Annotated in this window: 13 protein-coding genes; 4 read left to right on the top strand and 9 right to left on the bottom strand. The window is 71.9% G+C overall.

Annotated elements, in window-relative coordinates; genetic code table 11:
* Positions 1-134 precede the first annotated feature (134 nt).
* On the bottom strand, positions 135-548 hold the full coding sequence (locus ACXJY8_RS12245) for a hypothetical protein (RefSeq protein WP_463769228.1): 414 nt from the start codon (positions 546-548) through the stop codon (positions 135-137).
* A 208-nt stretch (positions 549-756) separates the two neighbouring features.
* On the opposite strand from ACXJY8_RS12245, the gene ACXJY8_RS12250 reads away from it, so the two are divergent.
* Positions 757-1,251, top strand: coding sequence for an HD domain-containing protein (locus ACXJY8_RS12250; RefSeq protein WP_463769230.1), 495 nt, complete (start codon positions 757-759; stop codon positions 1,249-1,251).
* Between the two features lie 125 nt (positions 1,252-1,376).
* Here ACXJY8_RS12250 and ACXJY8_RS12255 read toward each other — a convergent pair whose 3' ends face one another.
* The 4 genes from ACXJY8_RS12255 to ACXJY8_RS12270 all read right to left on the bottom strand — a co-directional run bounded on the left by ACXJY8_RS12255 (position 1,377) and on the right by ACXJY8_RS12270 (position 3,638).
* Entirely contained in the window at positions 1,377-1,664 is a 288-nt protein-coding gene (locus ACXJY8_RS12255) for a hypothetical protein (RefSeq protein ID WP_463769232.1), read from the bottom strand.
* Between the two features lie 233 nt (positions 1,665-1,897).
* Positions 1,898-2,071, bottom strand: a complete 174-nt coding sequence (locus ACXJY8_RS12260) for a hypothetical protein (RefSeq protein WP_181259557.1) — start codon at positions 2,069-2,071, stop codon at positions 1,898-1,900.
* 155 nt (positions 2,072-2,226) lie between these two features.
* Entirely contained in the window at positions 2,227-2,886 is a 660-nt protein-coding gene (locus tag ACXJY8_RS12265; RefSeq protein ID WP_463769234.1) for a 3-oxoacid CoA-transferase subunit B, read from the bottom strand.
* Positions 2,887-2,909: 23 nt separating this feature from the next.
* The gene (locus ACXJY8_RS12270; RefSeq protein WP_463769236.1) at positions 2,910-3,638 is read right to left on the bottom strand and encodes a CoA transferase subunit A; all 729 of its coding nucleotides are present in this window, start codon (positions 3,636-3,638) and stop codon (positions 2,910-2,912) included.
* Positions 3,639-4,004: 366 nt separating this feature from the next.
* On the opposite strand from ACXJY8_RS12270, the gene ACXJY8_RS12275 reads away from it, so the two are divergent.
* Positions 4,005-5,879 carry an AsmA family protein gene (locus ACXJY8_RS12275; protein ID WP_463769238.1) on the top strand — a complete coding sequence of 625 codons (1,875 nt, stop codon included), beginning with the start codon at positions 4,005-4,007 and terminating at the stop codon, positions 5,877-5,879.
* A 10-nt stretch (positions 5,880-5,889) separates the two neighbouring features.
* Here ACXJY8_RS12275 and ACXJY8_RS12280 read toward each other — a convergent pair whose 3' ends face one another.
* From ACXJY8_RS12280 to ACXJY8_RS12295, 4 genes are read right to left on the bottom strand one after another with little or no spacing between them, the layout of a single operon-like run.
* Positions 5,890-6,663, bottom strand: coding sequence for an ABC transporter permease subunit (locus tag ACXJY8_RS12280; protein WP_463769240.1), 774 nt, complete (start codon positions 6,661-6,663; stop codon positions 5,890-5,892).
* Positions 6,660-7,535: an ABC transporter permease gene (locus ACXJY8_RS12285; RefSeq protein ID WP_463769242.1), complete on the bottom strand. Its 876-nt coding sequence runs from the start codon at positions 7,533-7,535 to the stop codon at positions 6,660-6,662. The genes ACXJY8_RS12280 and ACXJY8_RS12285 overlap by 4 nt, the downstream gene beginning before the upstream one ends.
* Complete coding sequence (locus tag ACXJY8_RS12290; protein ID WP_463769244.1) at positions 7,532-8,614, bottom strand: ABC transporter ATP-binding protein; 1,083 nt, start codon at positions 8,612-8,614, stop codon at positions 7,532-7,534. Before ACXJY8_RS12290 ends, ACXJY8_RS12285 begins: the two co-directional genes overlap by 4 nt.
* A 16-nt stretch (positions 8,615-8,630) precedes the next feature.
* Positions 8,631-9,323, bottom strand: a complete 693-nt coding sequence (locus tag ACXJY8_RS12295) for a Crp/Fnr family transcriptional regulator (protein ID WP_055952878.1) — start codon at positions 9,321-9,323, stop codon at positions 8,631-8,633.
* Positions 9,324-9,506: 183 nt separating this feature from the next.
* On the opposite strand from ACXJY8_RS12295, the gene ACXJY8_RS12300 reads away from it, so the two are divergent.
* Both ACXJY8_RS12300 and ACXJY8_RS12305 read left to right on the top strand, forming a co-directional pair.
* On the top strand, positions 9,507-11,381 hold the full coding sequence (locus ACXJY8_RS12300; protein ID WP_463769247.1) for an ABC-F family ATP-binding cassette domain-containing protein: 1,875 nt from the start codon (positions 9,507-9,509) through the stop codon (positions 11,379-11,381).
* Positions 11,382-11,830: 449 nt separating this feature from the next.
* Positions 11,831-12,814, top strand: a complete 984-nt coding sequence (locus tag ACXJY8_RS12305) for an alpha/beta fold hydrolase (protein WP_463769249.1) — start codon at positions 11,831-11,833, stop codon at positions 12,812-12,814.
* Positions 12,815-12,835: the final 21 nt, after the last annotated feature.

Consider the following 12,835-nt stretch of genomic DNA (forward strand, 5'->3'; position numbering starts at 1 on the left):
GGCCGGGAGTGAAACGAGATCCTTCTTCTCACGCCCGGCCTAAGAATTCGATGATCGGAACGACGGCTTCGACGAGGAAATTGCCGATGTCTCCCGGCGGCCACAGAGGGCCCCATGGGCCGGGGTAGGCCGGGTCAGGCAGGGCGGTCGGCGGGCTGGTCGAACAGGAAGTCGTCGATGGCCGGGATGGTGACGGCGAGGCCCGCGCCCGCGCCGTAGCTCGCCTTCGACAGGCGCCAGGGCGCCTCGGTCCGGGCGCGGATGGCCTCCGAGGGGCGCAGGCGCCGGGGCGTGCCGTCGGCCCCGATCTCCTCGATCAGCACGAAGCCGTAGACCTGGAGCCGGGCCGCGATCAGCTTGGTCTCGCGGTCGCCCGCGGCCACCGAGAGGCTGCCCGTGGCATAGACCGAATCCATCAGGGCGCGCTGCTCGCTGCGCCGGGCCGCGAGGCCGCCGCGCGGCGCCGACGGGGCGGAGGCCGACGGCTGCGGGCGGAGGGCGCGTCGGAAGGGGACCACATTGTCCATCGTCGCCGGAACGCTGCCCATACGCCACTGTCCTCACGCTGCACTCGAAGGGCCGGGCGAACAGCCCGGCACATCCCCTTGATTTCGACGGTTCCGCTTAACGGGCAGCTAACGTTACCGGCCGGGCCCGTCCCGTTTCCGGGCCGCGGCGCACCGCCCGCCCCGCGCTTGTCGATCGCCCGGGAGGATGGTCTACGGGGTTGGCAGAGCCCGGAGAGGAGCGCGCGGCATGGCATCCATCTTCGAGGCCCACAGCTTCGCGATGATCGCGCATGCGGGCCAGATCGATAAGGGCGGGCAACCCTACATCCGCCACCTGGAGCGGGTCGCCAACGCGGCGGTCGGCCGGACCGGCCACGCCAAGTCGGTGGACCGCCTCGCCATCGAGCCGATGGAGGTGATGCAGGCCGCCATCCTGCACGACGTCCTCGAGGATACCCCGACCACGCCGGTCGCCCTGCGGGCCGAGGGCTTCTCCGACGCCGTGATCGCCATGGTGGTGATGCTGACGAAGCCGGCCGAGCCCCTGCCCTACGCGGACCGGATCTCGGCCCTCATCGCCAAAAACCATCTCGGGGCACTGCTGATCAAGATGTCCGACACCGAGGACAATCTCAGTCCCGACCGGACCCTGGCCGACGGCGAGGCCCGGCGCACGCGCTACGCCGAGGCCTTCGAACGCCTGAAGGCGGCCGCCGCCGCCCTCGGCTATACCGGTGGTTAGCGACGGACATGACGAAGCCCCGCAGCGCGGCTGCGGGGCTGGGAAGCGGGCGCCGGATCGACGCCCGCCCGGTCGACCTATGTGCCGACGACCATCTCAGCCGACGATCACATCTCAGCCAAGGATCACTTGCCGCTGGGGGCCGCGCCGCTGCCGGTCTCGCCGTTGCCGCCGGTACTGCCGCCGGGGGCGCCGACCGTGGCGGTGCTCGGGCCGCCGGAGGTGCCGGCCGGAGCCATGGTTGAACCGGTCGTGGCCGGCGCGCCCATCCGCTCCATCGACTTCTCGCTGTTGCTCTTCACGCTGCCCGGGTTGTTCATGTTCTGCTCGGACCCGGTCGCGGTCTGCGCGAAGGCGGTGCCGGTGAGGGCCAGGGCGATGGAACCGGCGAAGGCGAGGGTCTTGATCGACATGATGGTGTGTCTCCCAGATTTCGTTTTCTGGTCGACCAACGCGGATCGATGATCCATTGTTCAATTTCTTTCTCGAAACCGTATCGGTATCGAGATTCATCTTCCATGTCTTCGCTCGCGACCCGCGCTGGCGCCGATGTCCTTGCGCGCCGGGTGCGAGGACGCGGTCGACAGACGCTTCCGGTCAGCCGCGCCGCTCCCGGGAGCCGGCGCCGCCGGCCCCCGTCGCGCGCTCAGGTGTCGCTCTCGGCCCGGTCGGTGTTCTGCTCGGCCTCGTCGTAGGTGTAGCCCTCGAGCCAGTCGGCGCTGTTCTGCGAACCGGCCGGATAGGGATTGGCGGAATCCGGCTGGCCGGCCTGCTTGGCCGCCTTGCCCTCCTCCATCACCGTCTTTGAAACCACTGCCATGTCGTTCGCTCCCGTATGGACCCTGAGCCTTACCGTAGGGCGCCGCGGGGCGGCGGGGACTCCCGGAATCGCAAAAAAGCCCGCCGCGGCGGGGGCCGGACGGGCTTTCGGCGCGCGCGGGGGCCGGGCGGATCGGCTCCGCCCGACGCCGCCGCTCAGGCGAGCTTCGTGGTGAAGCGGGCGGTGGTCTTGGCGCGGACCTCGTCCTCGGTGACGCCCTCGGCGAGCTCGACCAGGGTCATGCCGCCCTCGCCCTTCTTGTCGATGGTGAAGACGCCGAGATCGGTGATGACCATGTCGACCACGTGGGTGCCGGTGAGCGGCAGGTCGCACTCCGCCAGCAGCTTGGGGCTCTCCGAGCCGTCCTTGCCCTTGGCGGTGTGCTCCATCACCACCACCACCTTCTTGACGCCGGCCACGAGGTCCATGGCGCCGCCCATGCCCTTCACCATCTTGCCGGGGATCATCCAATTGGCGAGGTCGCCGTTCTCGGCCACCTGCATGGCGCCGAGGATCGACAGGTTGATGTGCCCGCCGCGGATCATCCCGAAGGAATCTGAGGACGAGAAGTAGCTGGTGGTCGGCAGCGCGGTGATCGTCTGCTTGCCGGCATTGATCAGGTCGGCATCCTCCTCGCCCTCGTAGGGAAAGGGGCCCATGCCGAGCATGCCGTTCTCGGATTGCAGCTGCACCGACATCCCGTCCGGGATGTAGTTCGACACAAGGGTCGGGATGCCGATGCCGAGGTTCACGTAGAAGCCGTCCTGCAGCTCTCGCGCCGCGCGCTCGGCCATCTGTTCGCGGGTCCAGGCCATGATGGTTCTCCTTAGCTCGGCTCTCAGACGGCGGCGGCGGGCACGGCGGGCTCGCCGCGCTTGCGGGTGGTGCGCTGCTCGATGCGCTTCTCGCGCACCGGCACGTGGACGATGCGCTTCACGAAGATGCCGGGGGTGACGATGGTGTCGGGATCGATCTCGCCGGGCTGCACCAGGTGCTCGACCTGTGCGACGGTGATCTTGGCGGCGGTGGCCATCATCGGATTAAAGTTCCGCGCGGTCTTCCGGTAGATCAGGTTGCCCTCGGTGTCGCCCTTCCAGGCATGCACGATGGCGAGGTCCGCGAACAGCCCGCGCTCCATCACGTAGTCCTCGCCGTCGAATTCGCGCACGTCCTTGCCCTCGGCGATCAGGGTACCGACGCCGGTCTTGGTGTAGAAGGCCGGGATGCCGGCGCCGCCGGCGCGGATGCGCTCGGCCAGGGTGCCCTGGGGGTTGAACTCGATGGCGAGCTCGCCGCCGAGATACTGCCGGGCGAATTCCTTGTTCTCGCCCACATAGGACGAGATCATCTTGGCGACCTGGCGGGTCTCGAGGAGCTTGCCGAGGCCGACGCCGTCGATGCCGGCATTGTTCGACACCACGGTGAGGCCCTTCACGCCCGACTCGCGGATCGCGTCGATCAGGGCGTCGGGAATGCCGCAGAGGCCGAAGCCGCCGCACATGATCATCATGTCGTCCTTCAGCACGCCGGCCAGCGCCGCCGTGGCGTCGGGATAAACCTTCTTCATGGATGCCCTCCAGTGTGGTTCTGTTCTTGGTCAGCGCGACCGTCACGCGAAAGCGGCGTCCTGCCAAGCCCTTGCGGCGATGCGGTGGTTACATTTTGCATGGCACGGTACGGCCGGCCCATGGTCTGAGAGGCCTGCGCCCCGCCCTCGGGCCGGCCGCGTCCCGGCCGCCCGGATCGCGGCGCTCTTCTCGACCGTGGATGGCGCGGGCCGCCCGGGCCGGCCCGGGGAGACAAGCGCCGCGCCGAGGACTATCAGGGACAGGTCGCCGGTTCCCCCGCGCGTCGCGGCTGCCGGGGCCGCACGCGCCCATCCCATCGTCGATCGCGTGCTTCGCCGCGCGTCCCACCCACCGGATGGAGTGGAATGCCGCTGCGCCGCCTCCTCTCGCTCCTGAGCCTCGGGACCTTCGTCGCCGTCGTCTGGGCCGCCTGCCTGCCCTGGTCGGTGGCGACGCCGCGCCTGCGGGCCTACGTGGCGCGGGAATTCGTCCGCTCCTACGGGCTCGCCATGAGCGCGGCCGGCCGGACCGAGGTCACCCTGCTGCCCCTGCCCCGCCTCGGCTTCCGCGACGTCCGGCTCGCCGCCGGCCGCATCGACGGTCCGGTGCTGGCCGAGGGTGGCGCGCTCTCGCTGCAGCTCAACCTCCTCGGCCTGCTCACCGGGCGCTTCGAGGTGAGCACGCTCGGCCTCGACGGCGCGACCCTGCACCTGCCGTCCGGGGAGGACGACACCCGTTGGGCCGAGCCGGTCCGCCTCCTCAACCTGCGGCTCGGCGCCGACGGCACCGCGCATCCGCGCCGGATCAGCCTGTCGCGGGCCACCGCCATCGGGCTCGATCCCCGCGACGGCTCGCCCCAGACCGCGCGCGACCTCGACCTCACCATGTCCTGGCCGCTCTGGAGCGCCCAGGCCGAGCTCTTCGGCAGCTTCCAGTGGAGCGCGATGCCGACGCGCTTCGCGGTGTCCGGCCTGCGCGTGGTCGATCTCCTCGACGGCGGCACGACGCCGTTCTCGCTCAGCGCGAGCTGGTCCGGCGGGACCCTGACGGCGGAGGGCAGCGGCCTCGTCGGGGCCGAAGGCCTGATTCTCACGGGCCTCGGCCAGTTCGACACCCGCTCCCTGCCCGAGACCCTGGCCTGGGCGGGCGGCAGCGTCGCCCTGTCGCCCTTCGTCGGCGCCTTCGGGATGACCGGCAATTTCGAGATCCGGGGGCGCCAACTCCTGCTGCCCAACGTCCGCGTCGCCTTCGGCGGCAACCGGCTCGAGGGCGCCGGCGCGGTCGCGTTCGGGCCGGACCGCCCCGCCGTGCAGGCGACCCTGGCCGCCGAGTCGCTGAATCTCGCCCCCCTGCTGGCGGACCTGCTGCGGACCTTCGGCGTCACCGCCGCCCCGGCCGGCGCCCCGGACTGGCGCCGCCGCGCCCTCGCCCTCGCGCCCTATACGGGCGGCGACCTTGACCTGCGGATCTCGGCGGGCGCGGCCCGGTTCGGCCCGATCCTGGCCGAGGACCTCGCCGCCAGCGTCCTGGTGCGCGACGGGGCCATCGAGGCGTCCCTGGGCCGCGCCACTCTCGGCGGCGGAACCCTGAAGGGCCGGCTCGCCCTCGCCTCCGCGGCCGGGGACGCGGCCGTGACCGAGGCCAAGGTCCAGGGTGCCTTCGACCGGCTCGACCTCGCCGCCCTCCCGGTGGAGCTGCGGCCGGAGAACTGGATCCTCGGCGGCGCCCAGGGCCAGTTCCAGGCCGAGGGGTCGGGGGCCGACCTGCAGGGGTTCCTGCAGCACCTCGACGGGCATGCGGCCCTGTCGGTGGACGGCGGCACCCTCGTCGGCATCGACCTCGCCGAGGCGGCCCTGCGCAGCCGCGTGCCGGCCGGGCGCGTCGGCCGCACCGCCTTCGAGCGCGCGACCCTGAGCCTGCGCTTCCGCGACGGCGTCGGCGAGATCACCGAGGGCGCGATGGAGGGCAACCTCCTCGCCGCCTCCCTGCGCGGGACCGTGTCGCTGCCGGACCGCCACTGCGACGCGCTCGCCGAGGTCTCCGCCCGCGGTGCCGCCCCGGACCGGCGGCCGCCGATGCGCATCCTGATCGCGGGGCCGTTCGGCAGCCTCGACGTGACCGGTCTCGCCCCGGACGCGGCGCCGGACCTGCGGGGCGGGGCGATGGCGCCGGCCAATCCCCTGCGCCGGCCCGCCGCCGGGCTGGCGCTTCCGGCTGGGGTCCGCGCCTACGCCCCGTGAGGCCGGGGGCTCACGCCACGCCCTTCCGCCCGGTCAGCCACGAGGCCGTGAGCACGATGGCGGTGACGGTGCCGACCAGCAGCGTCGAGGCGGCGTTGATCTCCGGATTCACCCCGAGCCGGACCTGGCTGTAGAGCCGCATCGGCAGGGTCGTCGCCCCCGGGCCCGAGACGAAGCTCGCGATGACGAGGTCGTCGAGCGACAGGGTGAAGGCGAGGAGGAAGGCCGCCGCCAGGGAGGGGGCGATCAGCGGCAGGGTGATGCTGGTGAAGACCCGGCCCGGATGCGCGCCGAGATCGGCCGCCGCCTCCTCCAGCGAGCGGTCGAGCCCGCGCAGGCGCGCCCCGACGATCACCGCCACGAAGCCGAGCCCGAGGGTGGCGTGCGCGACGATCAGGGTGAGGAGGCCGCGATCGAGCCCGAAGCCCACGAAGAGCAGCAGCAGCGACAGGCCGGAGATCACCTCCGGCATCACCAGGGGCGCATAGATCAGCCCGGTGAAGACCCGGCGGCCGGCGAAGCGCCCGCCCCGGTCGAGGGCGAGGGCCGCCAGGGTCCCGAACAATGTGGCGAGCGCGGCCGAGGCCAGCGCCACCACGAGCGAAACCCCGGCCGCCTCCCGCAGGGGCACGTCGGCCAGGAGCACCCCGTACCAGCGGGTCGAGAACCCGCCCCAGACCGTGACCAGGGCGGAGGCGTTGAAGGAGTAGACCACCAGGATCAGGATCGGCGCATAGAGGAAGCCGAGCCCGAGGCTCAGGGCGACGCGGTCGAGCGCCCTCACCGGCCGGCCTCCCCGTCCTCGCGGAACAGGATCAGCGGGCCGACCACCAGCACGAGGACGAGGATCGCCACCGCGGAGGCGAGCGGCCAGTCGCGATTGGAGAAGAACTCGCTCCACAGCACGCGTCCGAGCATCAGCGTGTCCGAGCCGCCAAGCAGGTCCGGGATGATGAATTCGCCGACCATCGGCACGAAGCAGAGCAGCGCTCCGGCGGTGAGGCCCGGCCGGGCGAGCGGCAGCGTCACGGTCCAGAACACCCGGGCGGGTCCGGCGCCGAGATCGGCCGCGGCCTCGGGCAGGCGCGGATCCGCCTTGGCCAGCACCGCGTAGAGCGGCAGCACCATGAAGGGCAGGTAGGCGTAGGTCAGCCCGATCAGCACCGCCCCTTGGGTGTTCAGGATCTCCAGGGGCTGCGCGATCAGCCCGAGCTTCATCAGCCCGGCGCTGAGCAGGCCCTCGGGCTTCAGGATCGCGATCCAGGCGTAGATCCGAATGAGGAAGCTCGTCCAGAACGGCACGATGAGGAGCGCCACCAGCAACGGCTGCCAGCGCTCCGGCGCGCGCGCCATGGCGAGCGCGACCGGCGTGCCGATCAGCGCCAGGATCGCGGTGGCGACGGCCGCCAGGGTCAGGGAGGACAGGGCGGCGTCGCGGTAGAGGGCGTCGTTCGCTAGCGTCTCGAAATTGGTGAAGTCGAGGGCTTCGAGGAAGCTGCCCCAGCCCTCGATGCCCGCGCTCCAGTCGAGCACCGGCAGGTAGGGCGGCTGGGCGGTGGCCGGCGTCGACAGGCTGATCTTCAGGGTCAGGATCACCGGCAGCAGCACGAAGGCCGTGAGCCAGAGGGCCGGCAGGACCGGGAGCAGCCGCCTCATGCCGCCGCCGGCATCAGCCAGGCCCGCTCCGGCGGATAGGACAGGTGGACGGTCTCCCCGGCGCCGGGGCTCCCCGCATCCGCGGGCGCGCTCACCCGCCAGACCGATCCGTCGGCGAGGCGGACCTGGAGCCGTATGCGGTCGCCCAGATAGGTCGTCTCGACCACCTGCCCGGGCAGGGCCGGTCCGTCCCCGGACGGGGCGCGGGCCAGCGCGATCCGCTCGGGCCGCAGGGCGATGACGCCTTCCCCGTCCGCGGCGCCGAGGGCGCGCAGGGGCCCGAGGGCGGTGTCGAGGCCGGCGAGGCCGCCCGCCTTCCGCCCCAGGACCCGGCCCGGGATCAGGTTCACGTCGCCGAGGAGCCCGGCGACGAAGCGGTTGGCCGGGCGCTCGTAGAGGCTCGCTCCGTCGCCGATCTGCACGAGGCGGCCGGCCTGCATCACGCCGATGCGGTCGGCCAGCGCCAGGGCCTCGGCCGGGTCGTGCGTGACCACGACGAAGCCCGTGCCGAGGCGCCGCTGCAGGGCGCGCAGCTCGCCCTGCGTCTCCTCGCGCAGGGCCCGGTCGAGGGCGCCGAGCGGCTCGTCGAGGAGGAGTACCTGCGGGGACCGCGCCAGCGCCCGGGCCAGGGCCACCCGCTGCCGCTGCCCGCCCGACAGGGTATCGGGCCGGCGCGGACCGAACCCGTCGAGCCGCACCAGGCGCAGGAGTTCCTCCACCCGCGCGGTCCGGGCAGCGCGCCCGAGCCCGGCGAGGCCGTAGGCGATGTTGGCGGCCACGCTCATGTGCGGGAACAGGGCGTAGGACTGGAACATCATGTTGACCGGCCGGCGATGCGGCGGATCGGCGGTGATGTCGGCGCCGCCGAGGCGGATCGTGCCCGCGCTCGGGGTCTCGAACCCGGCGATCAGGCGCAGCAGCGTGCTCTTGCCGCAGCCCGAGGGGCCGAGCAGGCAGACGAACTCGCCGGGCTGCAGGGTCAGGTCGAGGTCGGCCACCGCCGCATGCGCGCCGAAGCGCTTGCCGAGGCCGGCGCAGGTGAGCAGGCCGGCCGGGTCTGGGACGGGCGTCGACGCCATGGCGGATGCCGGGCCCTCAGCTGTCCTCGCGCAGGGCTTCCGCCACGCGGGCCTCGAGGAGGTCGGGCCGGCGGATCACCAGGGCGCCGCGGGTGCGGTCGATCAGCCCGTCGGCGGCCATCACGGTGAATTCCCGCGTCACCTGCTCGCGGCGGCAGCCGATGCGGGCGGCCAGCACGTGGTGATAGGGCGGCGGCGTCACCACCCGCTCGCCGTCGCCGCCGGCACGGGGCACGGACAGGCGCAGCAGCTCGGCATAGAGCCGGTGGCGCAGGTCGAGGAGCGCGTGCTCCATCAGGCGGGTGTTCAGCTCGCGCACGCGCTTGGCCAACAGCCGGAACAGCCGGTCGGCGATGGCCTCCGAGGCGAAGATGATCTGCCGGAACACGGGCGCGGGCACGACGCAGACCTCGCCGCGGGTCAGCGCGGTGACGTTGGCCGACCGGCCGATGCCGTCCAGCGCCGCGAGCTCGCCGAAGAAGGCGCCGCCGCGCATCTCGCCCAGAATCACTTCCTTGCCCGATTGCGAACGGTTGAGGATTCGCACCTCGCCGGAGGCCAGGAAATAGACGTCGGTGGAGACGTCGTCGTAATCGACCAGTACCTCGTTCTCGTCGAAGCGGCGCCAGTGGCAGCGCGTCTCGTAGACGGACAGCTCGATTCCCGGCTCCTTGAAGAACGGGATGGTCGTCAGCCGTCCTGTGGTCACGCGTCCTGCCCCCTCGTCGTTCGCAACTGATCGATACGCCGTGCAATTCCTGGGTCAAGCTGTCCCGCCCGTCCCGCCTTGCGATAGGCGTGGATGCGAGGTCCGCGCCAACCGGTGTGCCTGGCGCGGCGCGGGCCGCACCGGCCGCTTGCCAGTGAGGCGCCGACCCCGCAAAAGCGCGCCATGCTCCGCGTCAACGACCTCACCTACCGCATCGGCGAGCGCCTGATCCTCGACGGCGCCACCTTCGTCATCCCGGACCGCGCCCGCGTCGGCCTCGTCGGGCGCAACGGCGCCGGCAAGACCACCCTGTTCAAGGCGATTCTCGGCGAACTGCCCACCGAGGGCGGCACGGTATCGATGCCCAAGGGCATGCGCATCGGCGCGGTCGCCCAGGAGGCGCCGGCCGGCCCCGAGACCCTGCACGCGGTGGTGCTGGCCGCCGACACCGAGCGCGCCCGGCTGATGGCCGAGGCCGAGCACGCGGACGGCATCCGGCGGGCCGAGATCGAGACCCGGCTCGTGGACATCGAGGCGCATTCGGCGCCGGCCCGCGCGGCGGCCATCCTGCACGGTCTCGGCTTCGACGCCGAGGCGCAGGGCCGCCCCTGCTCCGACTTCTCCGGCGGCTGGCGCATGCGCGTGGCGCTCGCCGCGGTGCTGTTCTCCGAGCCCGACCTGCTGCTCCTCGACGAGCCGACCAACTACCTCGACATCGAGGGCACCATCTGGCTCTACGACTATCTCGAGCGCTATCCCCGCACGGCCGTCATCATCAGCCACGACCGCGACCTCCTCGACGAGTGCGTCGACCACATCCTGCACCTCGACCGGGGCAAGCTCAGCATCTACCGGGGCGGCTACACCAGCTTCGCCCGGCAGGTGGCCGAGAAGCGCGTGCTCCAGGCCAAGGCGAAGCAGAAGCAGGACGCCGAGCGGGCGCATCTCCAGAGCTTCGTCGACCGCTTCAAGGCCAAGGCCACGAAGGCGCGCCAGGCCCAGTCCCGGGTCAAGCGCCTCGCCAAGATGGAGATCATCGCCTCGGTGATCGAGGACGACGTGCCGGCCTTCCGCCTGCCGAGCCCGGAGCGGCCGCTCTCGCCCCCCATCGTCGCCATGGAGCGGGTGCAGGCCGGCTACCCGGACCGGATCGTCCTCTCGGGCCTCAACCTCAGCCTCGCCCCGGACGACCGGGTGGCGCTCCTCGGCGCCAACGGCAACGGCAAGTCGACCTTCTGCAAGCTGATCGGCGGGCGGCTGCCGCCCTTGAGCGGGGACTTGCGCCGCTCCTCGAAGATGGAGGTCGCGTACTTCGCCCAGCACCAGCTCGACGAGCTGCGCCCGGCCGAGAGCGCCTACGCCCATGTCCGCGACCTGATGCCGGACGTGCCGGAATCGAAGGCCCGCGCGGCGGCCGCGCGCCTCGGCTTCTCGGGCACCAAGTCGGAGACGCCGGTCTCGCAGCTCTCCGGCGGCGAGAAGGCGCGCCTGCTCATGGGGCTCGCGGCCTTCCGCGGCCCGCACCTCCTGATCCTCGACGAGCCGACCAACCACCTCGACATCGAGAGCCGGCAGGCCCTGGTGGAGGCGATCAACGACTACGAGGGCGCCGTCATCCTGGTGAGCCACGACCGCTTCCTGGTGGAGGCCTGCGCCGACCGGCTCTGGCTCGTCTCGAACGGCAGCGTGAAGGCCTTCGACGGCGACATGGACGATTACCGCCGCTTCGTCCTGGCCGGGCCGGAGCGCGAGGCCGAGAAGGGTGCGGCCGATTCCACCGGCGGGGCCAAGGCGGTGGAGCGCCGCTCCAACGCCGACCGCCGCGTCGCCCTCGCCCCGCTGCGCAAGAAGCTCGAGGCCGTCGAGGCGCGCATGAAGAAGCTCACCGACGCCATGGCCAAGATCGACGCCGCGCTCGCCGACGGCACCGCCTTCCAGGCCAACCCGGCCAAGGCCGGCGAACTGATGAAGATGCGCTCCGACGCCGCCACCGCCCTGGAAGCGGCCGAGGAGGAGTGGCTGGAGCTCAGCGGCGAGATCGAGGGCGCGACGGCCTGAGCGGGGTCGAGCCGCTTCCCGTGGTCCAGCGATGGTCCACGCGAATGCCCCATGTTGGAAAATCCGCGCCCAGCACTGCGTCATCCCGGGGCCGCGCAGCGGAACCCGGGATCCAGAAACGCAGGTTGCGCAAGACTTTACGCTGTCGGCGGTTCTGGATTCCGGGCTCGCCTTCGGCGCCCCGGAATGACGGTGCGGTGTCGGCTGCCTTTCCGGTGATGGGCGCTACGCACGCATCCCCCCACGACCGGCGGAGGCTGGCGGAGGCAGGCGGAACCACCCCCACTCCTCACCTCTCCCCGTAAGGGGGAGAGGGACGCGTTGTGGTCTCGATAAAGCCGGAGCGCTTATCGGACGGCGTCACGAGTCGACGAACCCGCGATCCCCGACCCGGAAACATCCCCCGCCCCGGGGCGTTTCCGACCGCGCAATCCGAGGGGACCACGACGATGCCCGATGCCCACCGCCGCCGGCTCGGGTCCCTGCTGGCGCTGCTGCCGCTCGGCGCCGCCGGGGCCTGGATCGCCTATAGCCGCCTCGGCATCGACCATCATCGCCGGATGCCGCCCGCCCTCCCCGGGCGGCAGGAATGCCTCGGCGGTGAGGCGGGTGGGCTGTCGTTCTATGCCGACGGGCCGGCCGAGGGCGTGCCGCTGCTGCTGATCCATTCCGTCAACGCGGCCGCCAATGCCTACGAGGTCCGACCGCTCTACCGGCACTACGCGGGATCGCGCCCGGTCTATGCCCTCGACCTGCCGGGCTTCGGCTTCTCCGAGCGCAGCGACCGGATCTACACGCCGGAACTGATGACGGCCGCGATCCGCGTCATGACGGCCGAGATCCGGCACCGGCACAGGGGCGCCGCCATCGACGCGGTGGCGCTCTCCCTCTCGGCCGAATTCCTGGCCCGGGCCGCCCTGGACCGGCCGGGCGATTATCGCAGCCTCGGGCTGATCAGCCCGACCGGGTTCGACAGGCGCTACGAGCGCCGCAACCCATCCGGCAGCGACAGGGCCCGCACGGTCGCCGCCTATCCCCTCTGGGGCCGGGCGCTGTTCGACCTCCTCGTCAGCCGCCCGAGCATGCGGTTCTTCCTCGAAAAGACCTGGGGCTCGCGCGACATCGACGAAGGCCTGCTGGAATACGACCAGATCTCGGCCCACCAGCCCGGAGCGGAATTCGCGCCGTTCTCGTTCCTGGCCGGGCATCTCTTCGCCACCGAGACCGGTCGGGTCTATCCGCGCCTCGACTGTCCGGTCTGGATGGTCCACGGCACCCGGGGCGACTTCGTCAATTACCGCCACGCCGACCGCTTTCGCGGCGACCCGAACTGGACCGTCGACGTGCTGGAGACGGGCGCCTTCCCGCATTTCGAGCGCCTGGGTGCCGTCACCGCCCGCTACGACGCGTTCCTCGCCCGGCTGGGGCGCTGAGCCCCTGGCCGCTCGCGCCGC

This window comes from Methylobacterium sp. TK31 (genome assembly GCF_055361545.1).

Excerpts from the sequence above, each read along its gene's own strand:
- ACXJY8_RS12255 (WP_463769232.1), bottom strand. The coding sequence starts at position 1,664 with ATGTCGATCAAGACCCTCGCCTTCGCCGGTTCCATCGCCCTGGCCCTC.
- ACXJY8_RS12270 (WP_463769236.1), bottom strand. The coding sequence starts at position 3,638 with ATGAAGAAGGTTTATCCCGACGCCACGGCGGCGCTGGCCGGCGTGCTG.
- ACXJY8_RS12290 (WP_463769244.1), bottom strand. The coding sequence starts at position 8,614 with ATGGCGTCGACGCCCGTCCCAGACCCGGCCGGCCTGCTCACCTGCGCC.
- ACXJY8_RS12250 (WP_463769230.1), top strand. The coding sequence starts at position 757 with ATGGCATCCATCTTCGAGGCCCACAGCTTCGCGATGATCGCGCATGCG.
- ACXJY8_RS12275 (WP_463769238.1), top strand. The coding sequence starts at position 4,005 with ATGCCGCTGCGCCGCCTCCTCTCGCTCCTGAGCCTCGGGACCTTCGTC.
- ACXJY8_RS12260 (WP_181259557.1), bottom strand. The coding sequence starts at position 2,071 with ATGGCAGTGGTTTCAAAGACGGTGATGGAGGAGGGCAAGGCGGCCAAG.
- ACXJY8_RS12300 (WP_463769247.1), top strand. The coding sequence starts at position 9,507 with ATGCTCCGCGTCAACGACCTCACCTACCGCATCGGCGAGCGCCTGATC.
- ACXJY8_RS12285 (WP_463769242.1), bottom strand. The coding sequence starts at position 7,535 with ATGAGGCGGCTGCTCCCGGTCCTGCCGGCCCTCTGGCTCACGGCCTTC.
- ACXJY8_RS12265 (WP_463769234.1), bottom strand. The coding sequence starts at position 2,886 with ATGGCCTGGACCCGCGAACAGATGGCCGAGCGCGCGGCGCGAGAGCTG.
- ACXJY8_RS12245 (WP_463769228.1), bottom strand. The coding sequence starts at position 548 with ATGGGCAGCGTTCCGGCGACGATGGACAATGTGGTCCCCTTCCGACGC.
- ACXJY8_RS12305 (WP_463769249.1), top strand. The coding sequence starts at position 11,831 with ATGCCCGATGCCCACCGCCGCCGGCTCGGGTCCCTGCTGGCGCTGCTG.